The sequence below is a fragment of the Cellulosimicrobium funkei genome, from assembly GCF_001019615.1.
In the GTDB taxonomy this organism is placed as follows: Bacteria; Actinomycetota; Actinomycetes; order Actinomycetales; family Cellulomonadaceae; genus Cellulosimicrobium; species Cellulosimicrobium cellulans_E.
On the sequence record NZ_JNBQ01000001.1, the window covers coordinates 456,312 to 479,792 of the forward strand.

Genomic DNA, 23,481 nt, shown 5'->3' on the forward strand with positions numbered 1-23,481 from the left:
GCGGGGCCCGGGCGGTCCGGTGCCGAGGTCGGCGTCAGTCCTGCGCGGCCCACGGGCCCCAGCGGTCGCCGGGCTCCTGGTTCCGCGTCCACCACTTCGCGGTGTACGTCGTCCCCTCGTGGGTCACGGTGTCGCCCTTGACGTAGACGCGGCTCGGCTTCCACGCGCCGACCCCGTCCGCGTCGACCCCCGCGATCTCCTCCCACGGGCCCCACGCGTCGGCGCCGGGCACCTGGCCCTTGGTCCACCACTGCGCGCGCCAGACGGCGCCCGCGTAGGTGACCGTGGTGCCGCCCGCGTAGGCGGTGGTCTTCGACCAGGCCGGCGGTTCGGTGTACGTCGGCTGGGCCTGCGGGTTGAACTCGTCCGTCACGACCGTCTTCGCCGCGTTGGTCAGCGGGTCGTCGAGCAGGAGCACGTCGAGGCCCTGCTGGATGTCGTTCGAGATGATCGCGCCGTTGTACCAGTACGCCGACCACGAGCCGCCGAGGATCAGGCGCTCCGAGGACAGCGGCCCGCGGTCGAACCACGCGATCTCGACCGGGTTCGCCGAGTCCGTGAAGTCCCACACCGAGATGCCGCCCTGGTACCAGGCCTGGACCATGATGTCGCGGCCCGGGACGGGGATGAGCGAGCCGTTGTGCGCCACGCAGTTCTCCGTCGCGGCCTGCTCGCGCTCGATCTTGTAGTAGCTCTTGAACACGAGCTCGCCGCCCACGATGTCGTAGATGGCGTCCGCGCCCTTCTCCGGCCCGACCGTCGGGTTGCACGTGGGCGCGCCGCCGCCCCCGAGCTCGTCCGTGAAGACGACCTTGGTGCCGGCGTTGTTGAACGTCGCCGAGTGCCAGAACGCGAAGTTCGTCGTGTCACGGACCACCTCGGTGACCACCGGGTGCGCACGGTCGGAGATGTCCATGAGGATGCCGTCGCCCATGCACGCGCCCGCCGCGAGGTCCTTCGACGGGTAGGTCGTGATGTCGTGGCAGCCCGACGTCGTGCTCGAGCCGTTGCCGCCGGGGTTGCCGCCGGGGTTCTCGCCCTCGTCGGGGAAGAGGACCGGGGTCGAGACGAGCTCGGCCGCGGCCGGGTCGTCGAGCGGGATCTGCACGACCGAGATGAGGTCGTGCGGCGGCTGGCAGTCGGGGAACGCCGCGTTGGGGCTGTACGACGAGACGTAGACGAACAGCTCCTCCCCGTCCTTCGACGGCGCGAGGGAGTGCGTGTGCGAGCCGCACTGCGTCTCGACCGACGACACGTACTCGGGCGACGTCGGGTCGGAGATGTCGAAGACCTTGATGCCCTCCCACGAGTCCTTGATCGTGGCGCTCTGGGCGACGTTCTGGCACGAGTCGTTGCTGCGCGAGGAGTCGGTGCTGAGGACGAGGAGGTCCCCGTAGACCGAGATGTCGTTCTGCGACCCGGGGCAGACGACCTGCGCGACCTGCTGCGGGGCCGTCGGGTTCGCGACGTCGTACACCGTGAACCCGCCGTAGTTGCCGGCGAACGCGTAGCGGCCCTGGAACGCGAGGTCGCTGCTGTACTGGCCCTCGGGCGCGAACTCGCCGTTCTTCGGGATGTTCGCGACGCGGGTCAGGTTGGGGCTGCCGGCGACCTCTCCGGGCGCCAGGACGTCGGTGGCCTGGGCGAGGGGAGCGAGGCGCTGGGCGGGTAGGTCCGCGAGAGAGCCGGCGGCCTGCTCGGTGAGCGCGGCCACCGCCTCGGGAGAGCCGTCGGACGGTTCGGCGGACGCCGACGAGGCCACGGCGAGCGAGGAGACGGCGAGCGTGGCCGCCATGGACGAGGCGAGCAGGACCCGGCTTCTTTGCCGGCGCGTCTTGTTCGTCGTTCGATGCACGAGCGAAACACCTCCTTGGTAGTGTTCTGCGAATTCTGTCCGGCAGGTGTGATCTGGACCACCCCAAGCGCGCGCATCGCGGCGACTTTTTACACGGAGGGAACAGGGCGGGTGCAGAGTTTTCCCAGCGGTAACGCGGCCCCGACCGTCGGCGCACGCACCCTGACCTGCGCCGTCGTCGTGCTCGGGGTCGCGGTCGGCGCCGCGGCGTGCACGCCGGACCCGGAGCCGACCTCGACGCCATCGAGCGTCGTCGTGCAGCCCGGCCGGCCGGGCGAGGAGGCGACGACGGTCGCGCCCGAGGACTACGACGCCGCGCCCGGGGAGGACTCCTGGAACCAGGCGGACGCCGCGTTCGTGACCGGGATGATCGAGCACCACCTCCAGGCGCTGGAGATCGCGGCGCTCGCGCCGGACCGCGCCGGGTCCGACGCCGTCCGGTCGTTCGCGGAGCGCGTCACCGCCGCGCAGGGCCCCGAGGTCCACGCGCTCGCGTCGTGGCTCCAGGCCCGGGACCTGGCCGTCCCGGAGGGGGCGGAGGGCGACGGCGGCACGGGGCCCCGCGCGCCCGACGGATCGGGGCACGAGCACGGTGACGGGGCGTCCGGGATGCTCACGGACGAGCAGCTCGCCGCGATCGAGGGTGCGAGCGGCGCGGAGTTCGACCGCCTCTTCCTCGAGGGGATGATCCAGCACCACCAGGGGGCGCTCGACATGGTCGAGGTCGTGCTCGTCGAGGGCCAGGACCTCTTCGCGAACGAGATCGCGGCCGAGACCGCCGCCGGCCAGGGCGGCGAGATCGACCGCATGCGCGACCTCCTCGCCGCCCTCTGACGCACCGAGCCAGAGCCGAGGCCCGCGAGGTAGAGCCGTGGTCGCGCGAGGTAGAGCCGTGGTCCGTGCGCCGGTTCTCTTGCCGGGGTGTGCGCGACCGTGGCCCGCCCCGACGTCGGGACGAGCCACGGTCGCCTGCCCGCGACAGGCAAGGTCAGCAGTAGAGGTTCGCGCCCGTCGTCGTGCCGAGGATCTGCGCGAAGCGCTGGAACGCGGTGACGCGCGACTGGACCTGTGCCGGGTTGCCGCCGTTGCACTCGATCGAGCCGTTGATCGAGCGGATCGACTCGCCGAAGCCGGCGCCGGAGACGATCGCCTGGTGCCCGGACATCGAGCCCGCGCCGGACTGCGTGTTCCAGAACCAGAGTCCGGTCTTCCACGCGACCGCCGAGTTCTGCTCCACGAGGTACGGGTTGTTGAGCAGGTCGATGCCGAGCGCGTCGCCCGCGGCCTTGTAGTTGTAGTTCCAGCTCAGCTGGACCGGACCCTTGCCGTAGTACGCGCTCTGGCCCGCCGGGCAGCCGTAGGGCTGCGAGTAGTCGCAGTAGTGCGGGTAGTTCGCGGTGTTGATCTCCTTGATGTAGACGAGGCCGCCGGTCTCGTGGTTGACGTTCGCGAGGAACGCCGCGGCCTCGCGCTTGGCGACCTCGGTGCCGCCCGTCGTCGCGAAGCCCGGGTAGGCGGACAGCGCGTCGACGAGGCCCTGGTACGTGTAGAACGCGTTCCGGTTCGGGAACATCTGGTTGAACTGCGCCTCGGAGACGACGAAGCCGCTCGGGTTCCCGGGGTTCCCGGGGTTGCCCGGGTCGGTCCCGCCGCCGCAGGCGCCCTGGGTGCGCCAGACGCCCCACTCGCCGGTGGTGCCGGGCGTCTCGCCCTGGGTCCACCAGCCGGCCTTCCAGTTCTGGCCGCCGTGCGAGACGACGGCGCCGCCCAGGTAGACCGTGCCGGAGCTCCACGCGGGGGCGCAGGTCGCGGCGTGCGCCTGCTGCGCCGGGCCGGCGACGGCCCACGAGAGCGCTCCCACGAGCGTGAGAAGAACGGCGAGGAGCAGGGCGAGGGGTCGGGTGGCGGGCCGCTGGGCGACCGCGGCGGGCGCCGCGGGTGAGGACGACGCCGGAGCTCGGGTGTGCATCGGTGCACCTTTCGTCGGTGGTCGGGTCGGTTCGAGCCTGGCGGCGCCTCGCCGTGGTGGACAACCCCCGTACGCAGAACCCCGTACCCGTGGACGGTGCGAGGCAGAGCCTCGGTCGCACGAGGTAGAACCCTGGTCACGACCACGGCTCTACCTCGCGTGACCACGGTTCTACCTCGGCGTGGGGCGTGCGGCGGGGTTGACGTCCGGGCGGGCGGGTGCGAGAGTGTGCGCATCCCGGAAACGTTTCCAGGGCTGTCGAGGTCGTCAGCCTGGAAACGTTTCCAGAACGACGGTCCTTCGACGACGAGGTGGACGACAGTGACGTCATCACGCGCCACGCTGATCCAGGTGGCACAGCGGGCCGGGGTCTCCCTGGCCTCGACCTCCCGCGCCCTGCACGGGACGGGCGCGAGCCCGGCGATGGTCGAGCGCGTGCGCGCCGCGGCCACGGAGCTCGGCTACAGCCCGGACGCGATCGGGCGGTCGCTGCGCCTGAAGAAGACGTTCCAGGTCGCGTTCGCCGTCGCCGACATCGGCAACCCCGTCTACGTCGAGATGATGACGGCGATCCACGAGGTCCTCGCGCCGCACGGCTACCGCGTCGTCGTCATGACGACCGGGGACACGACGTCCTCGACCGTCGAGCTCGTGCGCAGCCTGTCGCGCGGCTTCGTCGACGCGATGATCCTCAGCCCGCTGCGCACCGACGACGAGCTCGTCGAGGAGATCCGGCAGGCGCCGGTCCCCGTCGTCGTCATCGGCCGCACCCTCGCCGACCGCGGCATCGACTCCGTCTCCACCGACTCGGCGGGCGGCATCGGCGAGGCCGTGCGTCACCTGCTCGGACTCGGCCGCCGCCGGCTCGCGTTCCTCAACGGCCCGCTCGACACCACGCCCGGTGAGGCGCGCCAGCGCGGCTTCGACGCCGCGACGCGCGCCGACGACTTCACGGGGGAGCGCGCCGACGCCGTCGTCGCGGCGGACTTCACCGTCGCGGCGGGCCTCGCGGCCACGCGCGCGCTCCTCGACGGGTCCGACGACGGCGCCCGCCCGGACGCGATCGTCGCGGCCAACGACCTGCTCGCCATCGGCGCGATCCGGGCCGTGCGCGAGCGCGGGCTGTCGGTCCCCGAGGACGTCGCGGTGACCGGCATGGACGACACCGAGATCGGCCGGGTGTTCCAGCCCAGCCTCACGAGCGTCTCGCTCGGCTCGACCGAGCGCGGGCGGATCGCGGCGGAGCTCGTGGTCGACCTCGTGGACGGCGACGCGCGGGCCGGGCGCCACACCGCGGTCGGTCCGCGCCTCGTCGTGCGCGAGTCGACCGCTGCGCCGGCCGCGACGCCCCAGGCGTCCGGGCAGGACCGGGCGAGCGACGCCGTCGTGCACGGGGCAGCCGCCGACGCCGCGGGAGGGGTGACCCGATGAGCGCTCCGACCCTTGCAGGCGACCCGCACGCCGCGGCCGCCCGCCGACCCGACCGCGGCGCCCCGCGCCGGACGGGAGGCATGGCCCGCGCCAAGCGGCGCGAGGCGATCGCGCTCGTCATGCCGTCGCTCCTGCCGATCCTCGTGCTGAGCGTCGCGCCGCTCGTCATGGGCGTCGCGCTCGCGTTCACGGACGCGCGGCTCGTGCGCCACCCGGACTACCAGTTCGTGGGCGTCGACAACTTCGTGCGCCTCGCGGACAACTCGTTCTTCTGGGACTCGTTCCGCATCGGCATGATCTGGGCCGTCTCGGTGACGCTGCTCCAGCTCGTCGCGGCGATGGGCCTCGCGCTCCTGCTCAACTCCGGGCTCCGGCTCCAGGGGCTGACGCGCGTCCTCGCGCTCATCCCGTGGGCCATGCCGCCGGTCGTCGTGGCGATCATGTGGCAGATGATCTACTCGCCCAACGCCGGGCCGCTCAACGCGTTCCTCGGCGCCCTGGGACTGCCGGACGACATCAACTGGCTCGCCGACTTCTCGACCGCGCTGCCCGCCGTGATCGTCGTCGGCGTGTGGGTGGGCATGCCGCAGACCACGGTGACGCTGCTCGCCGGGCTCCAGCAGATCCCGGACGAGCTGCACGAGGCCGCCGCGATGGACGGCGCGGGCGCGTGGCGCCGCTTCACCGCGGTGACGCTCCCGAGCCTGCGCCCGATCATCACGTCGATCACGTCGCTGAACTTCATCTGGAACTTCAACTCGTTCTCGCTGGTCTACGTGCTCACCGAGGGCGGACCGGGCGGCCGGACCATGCTGCCGATGCTCTTCACCTACCTGGAGGCGTTCAAGAACCGCAACATCGGCTACGCCGCCGCGATGGGCGTGGTGCTCGTCGTCGTGGTCGTCCTCCTGCTCGCGATCTACCTGCGGTCGCAGTTCCGCTCCGAGAAGGAGAGCTGACCCGTGCGCGCACTCGTCCGCCCGGCCCAGTACGTGGCCCTCGCGTTCTACATCCTCTTCCTCGGCTTCCCGCTGCTGTGGCTCATCTCGGCGTCGCTCAAGTCGTCGGGCGAGCTCAACTCGCTGACCGTGAGCCTGATCCCGCAGGACTTCCACTGGGAGAACTACTCGCAGGCGCTCTCGCGGCAGGGCCTCGTGCGCTCGGCGTGGAACAGCGCGATCGTCGCGGTCGTCTCGACGGCGCTCGTCGTCGTCATCGCGCTGCCCGCGTCGTACGTGCTCGCGCGCCTGCGCGGCAAGATCCGCGCGGCGGGCGTCGGCTGGATCCTCGTGAGCCAGGTGTTCCCGGTGATCCTCATCATCCTGCCGCTGTTCCTCATCCTGCGGACCATCGGCCTCACGGACTCGCTCGTCGGGCTCACGCTCGTCCACACCACGTACACCCTGCCGTTCGCGCTGTGGATGATGCAGGGCTACGTGTCCGCGATCCCCGTGGACCTCGAGGAGGCGGGCTCGATGGACGGCGCGAGCCGGTTCACCGTGCTCCGCACGATCGTCTTCCCGCTGCTCATGCCGGGCATCGTCGCGACGGCGATGTTCAGCTTCGTCTCCTCGTGGAACGAGTTCTTCTTCGCGCTCGTCCTGCTCCAGTCGCCCGAGAACTACACGCTGCCCATCACGCTGAAGATGTTCATCGGCGGCGAGGGCAAGGTGGCGCTCGGCCCCCTCGCCGCGGGCTCCGTGCTCGCGGCCATCCCCAGCATCGTCTTCTTCTCGATCATGCAGAAGAAGCTCACCGGCGGTCTGCTGTCCGGCGCCGTGAAGGGGTGACCCCCCATGTACCCCCCCTGCAACACCCCCACCCGAAAGGTAGAACCATGAAGACTCGTGGTGCGTCCATCGCCGCATGCCTCACGATCACGACCCTGCTCGTCGCCTCCTGCTCGAGCGGGGGCGGCAGCGAGGACGGCGCCGACGGCGGCCCGGTCACGCTGAAGTTCCAGTCGCTGTCCGACCAGCCGGCCGCCATCGAGGCGACCGAGAAGATCGTCGCGGACTGGAACGAGGCCAACCCCGACGTCCAGGTCGAGATCGTGCCCGCGGGCTGGGACGGGATCTACGACAAGCTCATCACGCAGTTCAACGGCGGCGCCGCGCCGGACATCATCCACTACGAGGCCGCGAGCATCGTGCCCTTCGCCGTGGACGGCTACCTGGCCGACCTGTCCGAGTACATGTCGGACGAGAAGCGGGCCGACATCCCCGAGGGCATCCTCGACTCCGTGACGGTCGACGACCAGGTCATCGCGTACCCGACCGAGCTCCAGTCCTACATGGTGTTCGCCAACAAGACGATGCTCGAGGCCGCCGGCGTCGAGGTCCCCACGGGCGACACGATGACGTGGGACGAGCTGCGCGAGATCGCGAAGGCCACCACGAAGGACGGCGCGTACGGTCTCGGGTGGGGGCTCGCGAGCCCGACGGCCGCGTTCATGGCCATGGCGCCCGGCTTCGGCGGCCAGTACTTCGAGGGCACCGGCGCCGACGCGAGCATCACCATCGGCGAGGGCGAGATGGCGCTGCCGGAGCTCGTCGACGAGATGGCGCACACCGACAACACCGTGCTGCCGGTGACGCTCACGCAGTCCGGCTCGGAGACGCTCGCGTCGTTCTACGCGGGCCAGGTCGCCATGACGATCCAGGGCTCGTTCCAGGCCGCGAACATCGCCAACGACGCGCCCGAGGGCTTCGACTGGGTCGTGCTGCCCCCGCTCGAGGGTCCCGACGGCGCCGAGCAGGCCGCCAACCCGCAGACGCTCTCGGTGAACATCGACTCCGAGCACGTCGAGGAGTCCGCGGAGTTCATCGAGTTCTTCACCGACACGGAGAACCTCGCCGCGCTCAACGAGGCGGACGCGCTCATCCCGGCCACGACGTCGGCCCAGGAGGCCATGGCGTCCTCGCTCGGTGACGAGAACGGCTGGTCGACGATCCTCTCGTCCGGCCAGTACCTCACGTCGGCCCCGTACCTGTTCGTCGACGCGTACGCGCAGTGGAAGGACACGGTCGCGACGCCCGCGTACCAGAAGTTCCTCGCCCAGGAGATCGACGCCGACCAGCTCGCGACCGAGCTCGAGGCCGGCTGGGACGAGATCACCAAGTAGCAGGACAGGCGGCGGGGCGGTCGACGGACGACTGCCCCGCCGGGAACCGCGGCCCTCACGGGTCGCACCGGGCGCGACCGGCGCCGAGAGAGATCGACAGGGAGTGGACCGTGACCTGGCTGGACGACCGAGCGGTGGCAGTGATCACCGGAGCGGCGGTGGGGGACGCGCTGGGGGGCGCCACCGAGGGCTGGACCCCCGAGCAGATCGAGGAGCGCCACGGGGGGCGCGTGACGGGGATCGTGGAGCCCTGGTACCCGAACTGGCAGGACGCGCGTCCGATCGCGCCCTACCACAAGGGTGACGGGCACATCACGGACGACACCCTCATGACGCGCGCGCTCGTGGAGGTGTACGCGAAGCGCCGCGAGCACCTCGACGCGTACGCGATGGCCGAGGACCTCGTGCCCCTCATGATCGGCGAGCCGCGCTGGATCCCCGAGCTCGAGTCCACGGCCCTGCTGCTCCAGCGCGTGTTCCTCGCGGAGAAGTGGATCGTCGCGCGCCTGCACTACGGGCACGTCGACCCGCGCGAGGCCGGGGTCGGGAACGTCGTCAACTGCGGCGCCGCGATGTACGTCGCGCCCGTCGGCCTCGCGAACGCGGGCGACGCGCGCGGCGCGTACGCCGAGGCGATCGACCTCACCGGCGCGCACCAGTCGAGCTACGGCCGCGAGGCCGCGGGAGTGTTCGCGGCCATGGTCGCCGCGTCCGTCGCGCCGGGGGCGACGGTCGACGACGTCGTGCACGCCGCGCTCGACGTCGCGCACGACGGCACGGCCGCCGCGCTCCAGGCCGTCGTCGAGGCGTTCGACGGCTGGACGACGGCGCCCACGACGGACGAGGAGGAGCGCGCCCTCGCGCGGCTCGTCCGCGACACGGTCGCGCCGTTCGACTCCGTCGGGCCCGCGTACCGGCAGATGTCGATGGACGCGCGCCGCCCGTCGCGCACCAAGTCCATCGAGGAGCTTCCCGCGGCGCTCGGCTTCGTGCTCGGGCACCGCGGCGACTTCCGCGGCGCGGTGCTCGGCGCCGTGAACTACGGACGCGACGCGGACTCGATCGCCGTCATGGCCGGCGCGGTCTGCGCGGGCCTGGGCGGGACGGCCGTCGTGCCGGACGAGTGGCTCGACGCGATCGAGGAGGCGAGCCGGATGGACATCCGGGAGACCGGCCGGCTCATGGCGTCCGCGGCGGCGGACATCCTCCGCGCCGACCGCGAGCGCGCCACGTCGCGCCTGCGCGCGCTCGCCGAGCTCGGCGGCGCGTCCGTGGACGGGAGCGGCCTCGGGGTGCCCGACGGCGCCGCGCGGGCGGGTGACCCGGCGTGAGGCTCACGTGGGCCCAGCCCGAGGACCTGCTCGCGCACGAGCTCGTCCAGGCGGCGGCGGAGGACAAGGACGCCGCGGTGCTCGCGGACGTCCGCGACCGCTGGGTCGCCGCGGGCGGAGACCCCGTCCCCGCGGTGAGCGGAGCCGGTCCCGTCCCCGCGACCCCGGCGCTGCGCGCGCTCGCGCGCGACCTGCTCGTCGAGCTCGACGCGCTCGCCGCGGCGCCCGCGCCGCACGAGCCCGACGACTGGGACGCGATCCTCGCCACGCTCCCCGCGGCGCCCGGCCTGCCGACCCGCCCGGGTGCCGTCGGCTCCTCCGCCGGCACGGGAACCAGCACCGCCACCGACGCCGCGTACGCCGACCGCGTGCTCGGCGCGTGGACCGGCCGCGCGGCGGGCTGCCTGCTCGGCAAGCCGGTCGAGAAGATCCCGCGAGCCGGGATCGAGGAGATCCTGCGCGCGACGGGCCGGTGGCCCCTCGACCGCTGGTTCACCGCCGTCGGGCTGCCCGACGACGTCGCCGCGCGCTGGCCGTGGAACCGACGCAGCGCCCCGACGTCGCTCGAGGAGAACATCGACGGGATGCCCGAGGACGACGACCTCAACTACCCGATCCTCGCGCTCGCCCTGCTGGAGCGGCACGGGCGCGGCTTCACGACGGACGACGTCGCGCAGCTCTGGCTCGACGCGCTGCCCGCGGGCCGCGTGTTCACGGCCGAGCGCGCCGCGTACCGCAACATCCTCGACGCGCGGCCGGTGCCGGAGACGGCGACGCACCACAACCCGTTCCGGGAGTGGATCGGCGCGCTCATCCGCACGGACGTGCTGGGCTGGGTCTCGCCCGGCGACGTGCGCGAGGCCGCGCGCCTCGCGTGGACGGACGCGCGCCTGAGCCACACGCGCAACGGCGTGTACGGCGCGATGTGGGCCGCCGCGCTCGCGTCGGCGGCGATGGTCTGCGAGACGGTGGACGAGGTGCTCGACGCCGCGGACGCCGTCGTGCCGCCGGGCAGCCGCCTCGCCTCCGCGATCCGGCTCGGCCGCGAGGCGGGCCGCGACGGCGACGCGTCCGAGGCGGGCGTGCGCGCCGGGCTCGACGCGATCCACGCCGTGTACGGCGACCTGCACTGGGTGCACGTGCTCAACAACGCCGCGGTGATCGCCTACGCGCTCACCGCGGGGCGCGGCGCGGACGGCCGCGGTGACTTCGGCGCGAGCGTCGCGATCGCCGTCACCGCGGGCTGGGACACCGACTCGGCGGGCGCGACGGTCGGCGGCGTGGTGGGTGCGCTGCGGGGCGTCGACGGGATCGGCCAGCGGTGGACGCGCCCGCTCGACGGCCACATCGCGACCTCGCTGCCTGGCGGCGAGCAGAGGATCGTGGACCTCGCGGCGCGGACGGTCGCGCTCGCGGCGACGCCGGTCGTGGTGGCCGGGGGAGCCGTGCAGGATCCCACGGAGGAGGCACGGGCATGAGCACGACGGCGGGCGGGGAGCAGGGCGCCACGGTCCCGGGCGGGTCGGGGCGGGTCGTGGTGGTCGGGTCGGCGAACGTCGACCTCGTCGTCGACGTGCCGCGCCACCCCGGCGGCGGCGAGACCATCCTCGGCGGCGACCTGCGCCGCAACCCCGGCGGCAAGGGCGCGAACCAGGCCGTCGGCGCGGCCCGCGCGGGCGGCGCCGACACGACGTTCGTCGGCGCGCTGGGCCACGACGACGCCGCGGACCTGCTGCTCGCGTCGCTCGACCGCGGTGGGGTGCGGACCGACCTCGTCGAGCGCGTGGACGCCGCGACGGGCACCGCGCTCATCACCGTCTCGCCCGACGGCGAGAACGCGATCGTCGTCGCGCCCGGCGCGAACTCGCACGTGACGGTCGGCGCGGCGCAGGCCGAACGGATCGCGGAGGCGGACGTCGTGCTCGCGCAGCTCGAGATCCCGCTCGACGTCGTGCGCGCCGCCGCCGCGGCGCGCCGCCCGGGCGCGCTGCTGGTCCTCAACGCGGCGCCGTCGCGCGACCTGCCCGACGACGTCTGGGCCGCGCTCGACGTGCTCGTCGTCAACGAGCACGAGGCGGCGGACCTGGCAGGCGCCGGCGGCGACGCCGACCCGAGCACGCTCGCGGGGCTGCTGCTGGAGCGCGTGCCGGCCGTCGTCGTGACGCTCGGGGGAGAGGGCAGCCTCGTGGCGGAGTGCCGCCCGGGCGCGCCCCTGCTCACGACCGTCCCGGCGATCGCCGTCGAGGCCGTGGACACGACCGGTGCGGGAGACACCTTCTGCGGCGTCCTCGCCGCGGCGCTCGCGCGCGGCGCCGACCTTCCTGACGCCGCCCGGCTGGCCGCCGCCGCGGGCGCGCTCGCGGTGACCCGGGCGGGGGCGCAGGACGCCGTGCCCGACGCAGCGGACGTCGTCGCGCTCGCCGAGCGTGCCGCGAATCCCGCCCGACCGACCTGAGCCACTTCGCAGCACGTCCGACCGCGGGCCCGCCCCGCCGAGGGAAAGGCACCATGACCTTCACGTTCGACCCGCTCGTCCCGCGCCCGATCGACCTGCCGACCGAGGTCGCGCTCGACGGGCCGCTCACGCCCGAGCAGTCCCTCGCGCTCGACGAGGCGAAGATCTTCGTCGGCCCGGCCGACCCCGCCGACCGCCCGGCCTGGCGCGAGCGCCTCGCCGCGTGGCGCGACGACGCGCGCCGCCGCCACGGGTACACGGGCGCCGCGTACGACCGCCCGGACGCGGCGTGGGCCGCCGGGTGCTCGACGGTCGCGCAGGTCTGGCTGTGGGACGAGCTGCTGTACTCGTTCGAGGAGCACCGGTTCACGCCGGAGCGGTTCCTCGCCGACGCGCGCGAGCGGTTCGGCGGCCTCGACGCCGTGGTGCTGTGGCACGCGTACCCCGTCATCGGGATCGACGACCGCAACCAGTGGGACTTCTACCGCGACGTCCCGGGGATCGTCGACCTCGTGCAGACGTTCCACGACGCGGGCCTGCACGTGTTCGTCGACTACAACCCGTGGGACGTCGGCACGCGTCGCGGCGGCGACGACCTCACCGAGCTCGCCGCCGTCGTGCGCGACCTCGGCGCCGACGGCGTCTTCCTCGACACGCTGAAGAAGGCCGAGCCGGAGCTCGTCGCGCGGCTCGAGGCCGCGCGCCCGGGCATCGTCCTGGAGGGCGAGTCCAAGCTCCCGGTCGAGCGCATCGAGGACCACTCGTCGTCGTGGGCGCAGTTCTTCGCCGACTCGCCCGTGCCCGGCGTGCTGCGCGCGCACTGGTACGAGCGCCGGCACATGCAGCACCACGTGCGCCGCTGGCACCGCGACCACTCCGAGGAGCTCCAGTCCGCGTGGCTCAACGGCGTGGGCGTCATGGTGTGGGAGGTCGTGTTCGGCGTGTGGGTCGGCTGGTCGCGGCGCGACGCCGCGACCGTCACGCGCCTGGTCACGGTCCAGCGCGCGGCGCGGCCGCTGCTGCTCGACGGGGAGTGGACGCCGCTGGCCGAGCTCGCACCCGAGGCCGAGGCCGCCGGGGTCTACGCGTCGCGCTGGGAGCTCGACGGCGTGACCCTGTGGACGCTCGTCAACCGCGGCGAGACGGACTACGACGGCCCGCTGCTCCCGGCCGACCACTCGTCCCCCCGAACCCGGGGTTCCTCCTCAGGCGGGGCTGTCGCTGGGGAGGAACACCGGGCTCGGCGTGACGTCCGGGTGCCGGGGCGGGGGATCGCCGCGGTGCTGCACGTGGCCGACGGCGTCGGCGAGCCCGACTGGCTGGCGCACCTGCGCGACGTCGTCGGCTCGCTCGACACGGCCGCGCCGCACGCACCCGACGCGAGGTTCCCGCACCGGATCGCGCGGCGTCTCGCACCCGGTGCCGAGGCCCTCGTGGCGCGCGGGGCGACGGGCGTGCCCGGGGCGGGCGCCGTCGTCGTGCCCGCGGGGCCGTACGTGCTGACCGTCCGGTACCGCGCGCGCGAGACCGGGATGTACCAGGGCGCGCCGTACGTGGACGAGTGGAAGCCGCTCCCGCCGCGCCTGCACGACGCGCGGACCCTCCAGCGCGACGGCGAGCTCGCGGCGCCGGTCGCGGTCGGCGGCGACGTGACGAACGCGGAGTTCGCGGAGTTTCTCGCGGCCACCGGGTACGTGCCCGCCGTCGCGCACCGCTTCCTCGCGCACTGGGCGGACGGGCGTCCCGCGCCCGGCACGCAGGACGAGCCCGTGACCTTCGTCGACCTCGACGACGCCCGCGCGTTCTGCGCGTGGCGCGGCGGGCGCCTGCCCACCGAGGACGAGTGGCAGCTCGCGGCCGAGCAGCCCGGCTGGACGCGCGGCGAGCCCGCCGTGTGGAGCTGGACGGGCTCCGAGCACTCCGACGGCCGCACGCGGTTCGTCATGCTCAAGGGCGGCAGCGCCTACCGCGCCGAGGGTTCCGACTGGTACGTCGAGGGCGGCCGCCACGCCCCCGACTACGCGGTCAAGCTCCTCGTCCCCGGCCTGGGGCTCGCGCGCGGCGCGACCGTCGGGTTCCGCTGCGCGTGGGACCTCGCCGACGACCAGCCCGCCGACGATCAGCACGCCGAGGAGGTGACGGCATGACGGACGCACCGCGCGTCTCGCGCGACCCGGCCGCGGGCGCGCTCGCGGGCCTGCGCGTCGTCGACGCGTCGACGCTGTTCGCCGGGCCCATGGCGGCGATGCACCTCGGCGACCTGGGCGCCGACGTCGTCAAGGTCGAGCACCCCACGAAGCCCGACCCGTCGCGCACGCACGGCGCCGCGAAGGACGGCGTGAACCTGTGGTGGAAGACGCTCGGGCGCAACAAGCGCACCGTCACCGCGAACCTGGGGAGCGACGGCGGCCGCGAGGTGTTCCTCGCGCTCGTCGCCGACGCGGACGTCGTCGTCGAGAACTTCCGGCCCGGCACGCTCGAGCGCTGGGACCTCGGCTACGACGAGCTGTCCACGCGCAACCCGCGGCTCGTGCTCGCGCGCGTGAGCGGGTTCGGGCAGGTCGGGCCATACCGGACGCGCCCCGGGTTCGGCACGCTCGCCGAGGCGATGAGCGGGTTCGCCGCGATGACCGGCGAGCCCGACGGCCCGCCGACCCTCCCGCCGTTCGGGCTCGCCGACGGCGTCGCGTCGCTCGCGACCGCGTTCGCCGTCATGGTCGCGCTGTCCACGCGCGAGCGCACCGGGCACGGGCAGGTCGTCGACACGGCCATCATCGAGCCCATCCTCGCGATGCTCGGGCCGCAGATCACGCGCTGGGACCAGCTCCGCACCGTGCAGCCGCGCACCGGCAACCGGTCCGCGAACAACGCGCCGCGCAACACCTACCGCACGCGCGACGGGCAGTGGGTCGCGGTGTCGACGTCGGCGCAGTCCATCGCCGAGCGCGTCCTGCGCCTCGTGGGTCGCCCCGAGCTCGTCGACGAGCCCTGGTTCGCGAGCGGCGTCGAGCGCGCGCAGCACGCCGACCTGCTCGACGAGGCCGTCGGCGGCTGGATCGCGCAGCGCACGCGCGCCGAGGTCGTCGCCGCGTTCGAGGAGGCCCAGGCCGCCGTCGCGCCGATCTACGACGCCCAGGACATCGTCGACGACCCTCAGTTCCGCGCGCTCGGCACGATCCACGAGATCGAGGACCCCGAGCTCGGGCCGATGCTCATGCAGGGCCCGCTGTTCCGGATGTCCGAGAACGACGGCGTCATCCGCTTCACCGGCCGCGCGCACGGCGCCGACACCGACGCGGTGCTCGGCGAGCTCGGGTTCTCGCCCGAGCGCGTCGCCGAGCTCCGGGCGGAGGGCGCCATATGAGTGCGGGCGCCCGGTCGGGTCCAGGAACCGGGTCCGGGTCGGGAGACCGGCGCGCGTCCCGGGCCGGTGCGCCGCCGCTGACCTTGCTGTACGTGCCCGCGGACCGGCCCGACCGGGTGGCCAAGGCGCTCGCGTCCGCGGCCGACGTCGTGCTCGTCGACCTCGAGGACGCCGTCGCGCCGGCGCGCAAGGACGAGGCGCGGGCGCACGCCGTCGCGCTGCTCGACGACGCGGCGGCCGCGCGTGGGGTCCAGGTGCGGATCAACCACCCCGCGACGCCGTGGCACGCCGACGACGTCTCGGCCCTCGCCGGGCTGCCGCTCGCCGTCGGGGCGCGCGCGCCGAAGGTCGAGTCCGCCGACGAGGTGCGCGCGCTCGCGGCGGCGCTCCCCGGGCGGGCGCTGCACCTGCTGGTCGAGTCGGCGCTCGGCGTCGAGCGCGCGTTCGAGCTCGCGACGGCGTCGCCGCAGGTCGCGTCGCTCGGGCTCGGCGAGGCCGACCTGCGCTCCGACCTGCGGGTCGACGACGAGGCCGGGCTCGCGTGGGCGCGCAGCCGGGTCGTCGTCGCGGCCCGGGCGTCGGGGCTGCCGTCGCCCGCGATGTCCGCGTACACGCACGTGCGCGACCTCGACGGGCTCGCGGCGTCGTGCCGCGCCGGGCGGGCGCTCGGCTTCTGCGGCCGCACCGCGATCCACCCCGCGCAGCTCGACACGATCCGCGACGCGTTCCTCCCGACCCCGGACGAGGTGGACCGCGCGCGCGAGGTCGTCGAGCGCGTGGGCGACGCCGCGGCGTCGGGCACGGGCGTCGTCGCGCTCGCCGACGGCACGTTCCTCGACGTCGCGATGGTCGAGCGCGCGCGCACCGTGCTGGCCCTGGCGGACCGCCGCCCGCCCGGCTAGCGCGGCCGAGGCGCGCCGCGCGAGAACGACCCTCCTCCCGGCCGAGCACGACGTTGCTGTCGTCATCGGCCCGGTCACGACAGCAACGTCGTGCTCGGCGGGACGAGGGAGGGGGAGGGGGCAGTCATCAGCGGATCTCGACGAGGAGACACGATGGACGCAGCACGACGGCCGCACCGGCGGCCCGGGACGACGGCCGCGCTCGCCGCGCTGGCAGTGAGCGCGACGATCGGCGGGTCGGCGCTCGCGCTGCCCGCGACCGCCGCGGAGCAGGGCACGGTCGAGGCCGGACGGGTCGCGGACTCCGCGTCCGGGCCGATCGACTACACGGTCTACCTGCCACCCGGCTACGACGACGGCGAGCAGGAGTACCCGACGCTCTACCTGCTGCACGGGCGTGGCGACACGCAGGCCGCGTGGCAGCAGGTCACGGGCGACCTCGACGAGCTCATCGGGGCGGGCGAGATCCAGCCGATGGTCGTCGTCATGCCGGACGCGCCGTGGAACGACCGCGGCTCCTGGTACACGGACTCGCTCTACACCGGGGACGCGACGGGCGCGGGCGCCGGCACCGCCGTCGAGACGGCGTTCACGCGCGACCTCGTCGCGCACGTCGACGCGACGTACCGGACGGTCGAGGACCGCGAGGCGCGCGCCGTCGGCGGGTACTCCATGGGTGGCGCGGGCGCGCTGCGGTTCACGCTCGCGCACCAGGACACGTTCTCCGCGGGCATCGTGCTGAGCCCCGCGGTGTACGTGCCACAACCCCCGGCGGACTCCTCGGCGCGCGACCACGGCGCGTACGGCGTCGGCACCGCGCCGTTCGACGCCGACCGGTACACCGAGCTGTCCTACCCGACGGCGCTCGCGGCGCTCGACCCGGCGCTCCCGGTGCACCTGTTCGTCGCCGTCGGCGACGACGAGTGGGCCAACCCCGACCCCGCCGAGGCCACGCACGACATCGACTTCGAGTCCGCGCGCCTCTACAACCAGGCGCGCCGCGTCCCGGGCGTGACGGCCGAGCTGCGCGTGCTCGACGGCGGCCACGACTGGGACGTGTGGCGGCCCGCGTTCCGCGAGGGGGTCGTCGACGTCTCGGCGCGCCTGCGCACCACGCCGGCCGCACCGTGGGACGCCGAGCTCCTCGGCTCCGCGGGCGACGACCGCGCGGGCGGGGTCGCGGCCCTGCCCGACGGCGGGACCGCCGTCGCGCTGAACCTCGCCGGCGCGTGGGACGGGTACGAGCCCGCTGGCGGTTTCGACACGGTCGTCGTGCGGCGCGACGCCGACGGCGCCGAGGTGTGGCGGCACGCGGTCGCGACGGGCGCGGACGACCGCGCGTACGGCGTCGTGCCGGGCGTCGACGGCGGCGTGCTCGTCGCCGGGTACACGAAGGGCGACCTCGACGGCGCCCACGCGGGCACGACGCGCGACGACGGGTTCGTCGCGGCCGTCACGGCCGACGGCGAGCGCGCGTGGACGCTGCAGACCGGCGACCCCGGCGCTGCCGACCGCTTCTACGCCGTCGCGCCCGACGGCGCGGGCGGCGCCTACGTCGCCGGGTACACGAGCGGTGCCGTGGGCGACGCGCCGAGCGCCGGGGACAAGGACGCGCTGGTCGGGCGGGTCTCGGCGGCTGGCGAGCTGCTGTGGCTGCGCCAGGTGGGCGGGCCCGGCGAGGACAAGGCGCTCGCGGTCGCGGCCTCGCCCGACGGCGCGGTGTACGTGGGCGGGGTGTCGGGCGGCGGGATGCCCGGTGTCGACCACGCCGGCGCGAACGACGGCTGGGTCGCGCGCTACGCCGCGGACGGCGAGCAGGAGTGGCTGCGCGCCGTCGCGACGAGCGAGAACGACCAGGTCAACGGCCTCGTGGCGCGATCGGACGGGTCGGTCGTCGCCGTCGGGCACACGCGCGGCGCGCTGGGCGACGGCGGCAACCTCGGGGACAACGACGTCGTGGCGCGGGCGTTCGACCCCGCGGGCGAGGTCCTGTGGACGACGCAGGTCGGCACGTCGACCGACGACCGCGGCGTCACGGGCGTGCTCGGCGCGGACGACGCGGTGCTCGTCGTCGGCACGACCTACGGCGCGCTGGGCACGGCCGTCGGTGGGGTGGACGTCGTGACGCTGCCCGTCGCGGCCGACGGCACCCCGGGCGAGGCGACGCAGACCGGGTCGCGCGAGCGCGACGGCGCCGACGAGTGGGACGACGCGAACCTGTTCGCGGCCCCGGCCCCGGCCCCGGCCCCGGCCCCGGCCCCGGCCTCCTCCGGTCCGGGCTCGGCCGACTCGGCCGGCACGACCGGCGAGGGAGCGGCGCTGCTCACCGGGCTCACGTACGGCGCCCCCGCAGGCACGACCAACGCGGGTGCCGCGGACGTGTTCGTCGCGCGCGTGCCGTGGGACGCCGTCGTGCCGGGCGGCGGTGCGGGCCCGGCGCTCGACGTCACCGCCCAGGCGCGGTGCCTCGCGGGCAAGGCCTACGTCGCCGTGCGTGCGACGAGCACGGCAGACGCGCCCGTCGACGTCGAGCTCGTGACGCCGTACGGCGCGCGGGTCGTCGCGGACGTCGCGCCGGGGGCCAGCGCCTACCAGTCATTCCCGGCCCGGACCGCGACCATCGCCGCCGGGGAGGCGACCGCGACCACGGGCGGCCGCACCGCCGTCGTCCCGTACGACGCGCTCGCCTGCGCCTGACCGCCGCTGCTGCCGCCGGCCGGCGCCTGGCTCGACGTCCCGGCGGCCGAGCACGACCCCGCGCGCGGTCGAACACGACGTCGCTGTCGTTATCCGCCTGATAACGACAGCAACGTCGTGTTCGGCGCGGGGCGGGGCCGGGGCGGTCAGCAGGTGAGGTGGTTGCCCGTCGTGGTGCCGACGATCTCGACGTAGTGGCGGAAGAGGCGGACGCGGTTGTTCATCTGACGGGGGTTGCCGCCCTCGCACTCGAGCGGGCCGTTGATCGACCGGATCGTCTCGGCGAAACCGTGCTCGCCGACGATCGCCTCGTGGCACGTCATCGACGCGGTGCCGGGCTGCGTGTTCCAGTACCAGAGCGCGGTCTGCCACGCGACGGTCGGGTCCTGCTCGACGAGCCACGGGTCGGCGAGGAGGTCGACGCCCAGCGCCTCGCCGGCTGCCCGGTAGTTGAAGTTCCAGGAGAGCTGGAGCGGGCCGCGGCCGTAGTAGGCGTCCTGGCCGGCGGGGCACCCGTACGGCTGGGAGGGGTCGCAGTAGTGCGGGTAGTTCGCGGTGTTCACCTCGACCACGTGCACGAGCCCGTGCGTCTCGTGGCTCACGTTCGCGAGGAACGCCGCCGCCTCGCGGCGGGCCACCCGGTCGCCGCCCGTCGTCGCGAACGCCGGGTACGCGGCCGTCGCGGCGGCGAGCCCGGCGTACGTGTAGAAGGGGTTCCGCTCGGGGAACATCGCGTCGAACTGCTGCTCGGTCACGACGAACGTCGGCGCGGGGTCCGACGCCGGCGGCGAGGCGTGCGTCGTCGGGATGAGCGAGGGCGTCGGGTCGGCCATGGGGTCCTCTTCGTCGGCGGTGGCCGCGACGTCGCGGCCGCGATCACCCTACGCGATTCGTGAGGAGGCCTGCGTAATGCCCGCGGGCGAAAGGAGGAGCGCCCTGCCACCCGCCCTCGACCACGACGCCACCCGCCCTCGAGCACGACATAAGGGTCGCTATCGGCTGGATAACGACCCTCATGCCGTGCTCGGCGGCTGGGTGTCAGGAGATCAGCCGCACGTCGTCTCCGGGTAGGGCGCCGTCGACTTCGTCTGGACGGCTTGGCCGTCGACGTTCTTGTACGCGACGAGCGTCGCCTCGCCGGCGTCGAGCGTCTTGCCCTTGACCGAGAACGTCTTCTCGACCGTCTCCCCGGCGGGGATCTTCGTGAACTTGTGCTCGCCCGAGACCGTCGTGACCCGGACGTCGATCGGCACCGTGTCGGTGTTCGTCACCGAGGTGGTCAGCCAGAGCTGCTTGCCCGCCGCCTTGCACGACGGCGTCGCGGTGCCGGAGAAGAGCACCGCGGTCGCGCCCGGCTCGGCGCCGATCTCGTCCGCCGTCGCGGACTGGTCGAACGACGCGTTGCCGTAGGTCGTGAACCAGCCCTGCGCCGTCGCGAAGTCCTCGGTGAAGGCGCGCGACAGGAGCAGCAGGAGCCGCGCCTTGACGGCCGTGAGGTCGCCGCCCGCGATGATGCCGTTGCCGCCCCCGTACGACGACCCCGACCCGGTGCGCGTGGTCGATACGAACCACACGCCCTTGTCGCGGATCGCGGCGGTGCGCGCCTGGCTCATCGCGGACGAGATGCCGCCGGCACCCGTGCCCGCGGTGACGATGCCCCGGACGCCCGCGTTCGCGAACGCCGCCACGCCCTCGCCGCCCGCCTGCTGGTAGGACGTGACGATCTCGACGCGCGGGAGAGTCTTGGCGTCGACCTTCGCGAGGTCGAACGGCGTGAACCACTCCTCCGTGTCGCACGACATCACGCGGGCCGGCGCGCGGCCCAGGGTGATGTTGTCGCCGTCGATCCAGCCGAGCACGCCGTACTCGCGCGTCTGGAACGTGTCGGTCCGGTACGAGTTCGACTTGGTGACCTCGCGGGCCGCCTGGATCTCGTCGTTGAGCATGAGCACGGTGCCGAAGCAGAACGTCTGCTGCGACGCCGCGACCTTGATCGCGTTGTACAGGTTCGCCGGCGCGTCCGTGCCGAACACGAGGCTCGAGTCCGGCCCGGCGCCCGACCCCCACGGGCGCATCGAGCCGGACGTGACGACGGGCTTGCGCGACCGGACCGTGAGGTCGAGCCAGTACGCGAACTCCTCCTGCGTGTCGGTGCCCGTCGTGACGACGACGGCGTCGGCGGTCTTCAGCTGCTTCTCGACCTCGAGCGTGAGCGCGTGGAACTGCTCCATCGAGTAGCCCGACGAGCCGGCGTTGCCGAACTGGACGGCCGTGACGTCGGCGACGGCGTCGAGCTCGGGGCGCAGCGTGTCGAGCATGTCCTCCATGAGGTACGTGCCGGCGCGGTAGCTCGTGAACGTGTCGCGGCCGGTCGCCTTGCCGGCCATGGTGCCGCCGGTCGCGACGACGACGACCTTCGGCTTCTCCGCGGCGGCGGTCGCCGTCGCGGTCGCGTACTGCGTGGACGTGATGCCGAGCGGGTTGGCCGGCGCGGTCCCGGCGGCGAGCACCGGTGCCGCGGCGCCCTCGGCGCGTGCGGCGGCGGCCGACGCCCGGGAGTCGGCGACGGTGTACGCGACCGTCGCGGCGAGGGCCGCGCACGCCAGGACGAGCGCGACGACGGCCGCGACGGCGCGGCCGGACAGGGTCAGGGTGAACGTTCTCAACAGGGGGCCTTCCGTCGGGGGAACATCTGGCCCGCCCGACGCTAGGGACGGCGTGTTGCCGGGTGATTGCCTGGGCGTAAGAAGTACGCGCGTACCGGATCGCCGCCCGCACGGTTGACCGCGGCCCGGCGCGGGTCCAGCCTGGCGGGAGGGCCGGCGCGGGTCCGGCCCGGTCAGGAGCGGTCATGGACGATCGCGACGCCGCCCTCCTGCGGGCGCACGAGCACGCCGCCGCGTGGCTCGACTCCCTCGCGACACGGCCCGTCCCGCCGCGAGCGCGCGTGGCCGACGTCGTCGCCGCGCTGGGCACGGACCTGCCCGACGGCCCGACGACGGCCGCGGACGTCGTCGACCTGCTCGCCACCGCGTGCGGGCCCGGTCTGACCGCCATGCCGTCCGGCCGCTTCTACGGCATGGTCATCGGCGGGAGCCATCCCGCGGCGCTCGCGGCCGACTGGCTCACCAGCGCGTGGGACCAGAACTCCGCGCTGCGCACGGTGACGCCCGCCCACACCGCCGTCGAGGACGTGACGAGCGCGTGGCTGCTCGACCTGCTGGGCCTGCCCGCCACGGGCGCGGTCGGGTTCGTGACCGGCGCGACGACCGCGAACTTCACGGCGCTCGCGGCGGCACGCGGCGAGGTCCTGCGACGCGCCGGGTGGGACGTGCGCCGCGACGGCCTGACGGGCGCCCCGCGCGTCCGCGTGCTCGTGGGCGCCGAGCGGCACGAGTCGGTCGACCTCGCGCTGTCCTACCTCGGGCTCGGTGCGCCCGAGGTCGTGGCCGCGGACGACCAGGGCAGGATCTCGGTCGCCGCGCTCGCGGAGGCGCTGACGGACCAGGCCTCTACCTCGGCGGACCAGGCCTCTACCTCGGTGGACCAGGCCTCTACCTCGAGGGGGGCGGGCGGCCCGACGATCGTCGTGCTCCAGGCGGGCAACGTGCACTCGGGGGCGTTCGACCCGTTCGCCGCCGCGGTCGAGGTGGCGCACCGGCACGGCGCGTGGGTGCACGTCGACGGCGCGTTCGGGCTCTTCGCCGCGGCGTCGCCGTCGTACCGGCACCTCGTCGCGGGGTACGAGGCAGCGGACTCGTGGGCGACCGACGCGCACAAGACGCTCAACGTCCCGTACGACTGCGGGCTCGCGATCGTCGCGGACCCCGCGCCGCTGCGCGCGGCGATGGGGATGCACGGGGACTACCTCATCCAGAGCGACACGGGCGACCCGCTCGACAAGGTGCCCGAGCTCTCTCGCCGTGGACGCGCGTTCCCCGTGTGGGCGGTGCTGCGCTCCCTCGGACGCTCCGGGGTCGCGGACCTCGTCGACGGCTTCTGCCGGCACGCGACGACGTTCGCGGAGGGGATGCGCGCGCTCGACGGCGCGGTCGTGCTCAACGACGTCGTCTTCACCCAGGTGTGCGCCGCGTTCGGCGACGACGCGCGCACGCAGGACGTCGTGCGCCGCGTGCTCGACGACGGCACGGCCTGGATGTCCGGCTCGCGCTGGCACGGCCGCGCGGTGCTGCGCGTGTCGGTGAGCTCGTGGGCGACGACGGACGACGACGTCCGGGTGAGCCTCGACGCCCTGCGCCGCGCCGCGTCGTCGGGCTGAGGCCGGCACCGACGAGCACGGACCGGCGCTGGTCCGGCGTGGCCGCGGACGCGGGCGGGGCACCTACACTCGCT

At 74.2% G+C, this 23,481-nt stretch carries 17 protein-coding genes; 13 read left to right on the forward strand and 4 right to left on the reverse strand.

Features of this window, described 5'->3' with window-relative positions; genetic code table 11:
- Nucleotides 1-34: 34 nt before the first annotated feature.
- Nucleotides 35-1,855, reverse strand: a complete 1,821-nt coding sequence (locus FB00_RS02045) for a carbohydrate-binding protein (RefSeq protein ID WP_156186263.1) — start codon at nt 1,853-1,855, stop codon at nt 35-37.
- Between the two features lie 111 nt (nt 1,856-1,966).
- Between FB00_RS02045 and FB00_RS02050 the strand changes: the two genes are divergently transcribed.
- Nucleotides 1,967-2,689, forward strand: a complete 723-nt coding sequence (locus FB00_RS02050) for a DUF305 domain-containing protein (protein ID WP_197088714.1) — start codon at nt 1,967-1,969, stop codon at nt 2,687-2,689.
- Between the two features lie 154 nt (nt 2,690-2,843).
- Here FB00_RS02050 and FB00_RS02055 read toward each other — a convergent pair whose 3' ends face one another.
- Nucleotides 2,844-3,824, reverse strand: a complete 981-nt coding sequence (locus FB00_RS02055; protein ID WP_082140862.1) for a glycoside hydrolase family 19 protein — start codon at nt 3,822-3,824, stop codon at nt 2,844-2,846.
- 321 nt (nt 3,825-4,145) lie between these two features.
- On the opposite strand from FB00_RS02055, the gene FB00_RS02060 reads away from it, so the two are divergent.
- The 11 genes from FB00_RS02060 (at nt 4,146) to FB00_RS02110 (ending at nt 19,128) form a co-directional block, all read left to right on the forward strand.
- A complete protein-coding gene (locus FB00_RS02060) occupies nt 4,146-5,255 on the forward strand; it encodes a LacI family DNA-binding transcriptional regulator (RefSeq protein ID WP_047231107.1) in 1,110 nt (369 codons plus the stop codon).
- Nucleotides 5,252-6,214 carry a carbohydrate ABC transporter permease gene (locus FB00_RS02065; RefSeq protein ID WP_052877368.1) on the forward strand — a complete coding sequence of 321 codons (963 nt, stop codon included), beginning with the start codon at nt 5,252-5,254 and terminating at the stop codon, nt 6,212-6,214. The genes FB00_RS02060 and FB00_RS02065 overlap by 4 nt, the downstream gene beginning before the upstream one ends.
- 3 nt (nt 6,215-6,217) lie before the next feature.
- A complete protein-coding gene (locus FB00_RS02070; protein WP_047231109.1) occupies nt 6,218-7,045 on the forward strand; it encodes a carbohydrate ABC transporter permease in 828 nt (275 codons plus the stop codon).
- 47 nt (nt 7,046-7,092) lie between these two features.
- Nucleotides 7,093-8,379, forward strand: coding sequence for an ABC transporter substrate-binding protein (locus FB00_RS02075; protein WP_047231110.1), 1,287 nt, complete (start codon nt 7,093-7,095; stop codon nt 8,377-8,379).
- 134 nt (nt 8,380-8,513) lie between these two features.
- Nucleotides 8,514-9,710, forward strand: a complete 1,197-nt coding sequence (locus tag FB00_RS02080) for an ADP-ribosylglycohydrolase family protein (protein ID WP_197088715.1) — start codon at nt 8,514-8,516, stop codon at nt 9,708-9,710.
- Nucleotides 9,707-11,188, forward strand: coding sequence for an ADP-ribosylglycohydrolase family protein (locus FB00_RS02085; RefSeq protein ID WP_047231111.1), 1,482 nt, complete (start codon nt 9,707-9,709; stop codon nt 11,186-11,188). Before FB00_RS02080 ends, FB00_RS02085 begins: the two co-directional genes overlap by 4 nt.
- Entirely contained in the window at nt 11,185-12,165 is a 981-nt protein-coding gene (locus FB00_RS02090) for a ribokinase (RefSeq protein ID WP_047231112.1), read from the forward strand. The genes FB00_RS02085 and FB00_RS02090 overlap by 4 nt, the downstream gene beginning before the upstream one ends.
- Before the next feature lie 53 nt (nt 12,166-12,218).
- Nucleotides 12,219-14,312, forward strand: a complete 2,094-nt coding sequence (locus tag FB00_RS02095; protein ID WP_047231113.1) for an SUMF1/EgtB/PvdO family nonheme iron enzyme — start codon at nt 12,219-12,221, stop codon at nt 14,310-14,312.
- Nucleotides 14,309-15,529, forward strand: coding sequence for a CaiB/BaiF CoA transferase family protein (locus tag FB00_RS02100; protein WP_047231114.1), 1,221 nt, complete (start codon nt 14,309-14,311; stop codon nt 15,527-15,529). The genes FB00_RS02095 and FB00_RS02100 overlap by 4 nt, the downstream gene beginning before the upstream one ends.
- 92 nt (nt 15,530-15,621) lie before the next feature.
- Nucleotides 15,622-16,431, forward strand: a complete 810-nt coding sequence (locus FB00_RS02105; RefSeq protein ID WP_231581662.1) for an HpcH/HpaI aldolase/citrate lyase family protein — start codon at nt 15,622-15,624, stop codon at nt 16,429-16,431.
- Between the two features lie 153 nt (nt 16,432-16,584).
- On the forward strand, nt 16,585-19,128 hold the full coding sequence (locus FB00_RS02110) for an alpha/beta hydrolase-fold protein (RefSeq protein ID WP_082140864.1): 2,544 nt from the start codon (nt 16,585-16,587) through the stop codon (nt 19,126-19,128).
- Nucleotides 19,129-19,274: 146 nt separating this feature from the next.
- Here the strand turns inward: FB00_RS02110 and FB00_RS02115 are convergent, their stop codons facing one another.
- Together FB00_RS02115 and FB00_RS02120 are read right to left on the reverse strand one after the other, a co-directional pair.
- Complete coding sequence (locus tag FB00_RS02115; protein WP_047231115.1) at nt 19,275-19,961, reverse strand: chitinase; 687 nt, start codon at nt 19,959-19,961, stop codon at nt 19,275-19,277.
- 213 nt (nt 19,962-20,174) lie between these two features.
- Nucleotides 20,175-21,794 carry an asparaginase gene (locus tag FB00_RS02120; protein WP_082140865.1) on the reverse strand — a complete coding sequence of 540 codons (1,620 nt, stop codon included), beginning with the start codon at nt 21,792-21,794 and terminating at the stop codon, nt 20,175-20,177.
- Nucleotides 21,795-21,979: 185 nt separating this feature from the next.
- Here FB00_RS02120 and FB00_RS02125 point away from each other — a divergent pair, with 185 nt between their 5' ends.
- Entirely contained in the window at nt 21,980-23,407 is a 1,428-nt protein-coding gene (locus tag FB00_RS02125) for a pyridoxal phosphate-dependent decarboxylase family protein (protein WP_047231116.1), read from the forward strand.
- Nucleotides 23,408-23,481: the final 74 nt, after the last annotated feature.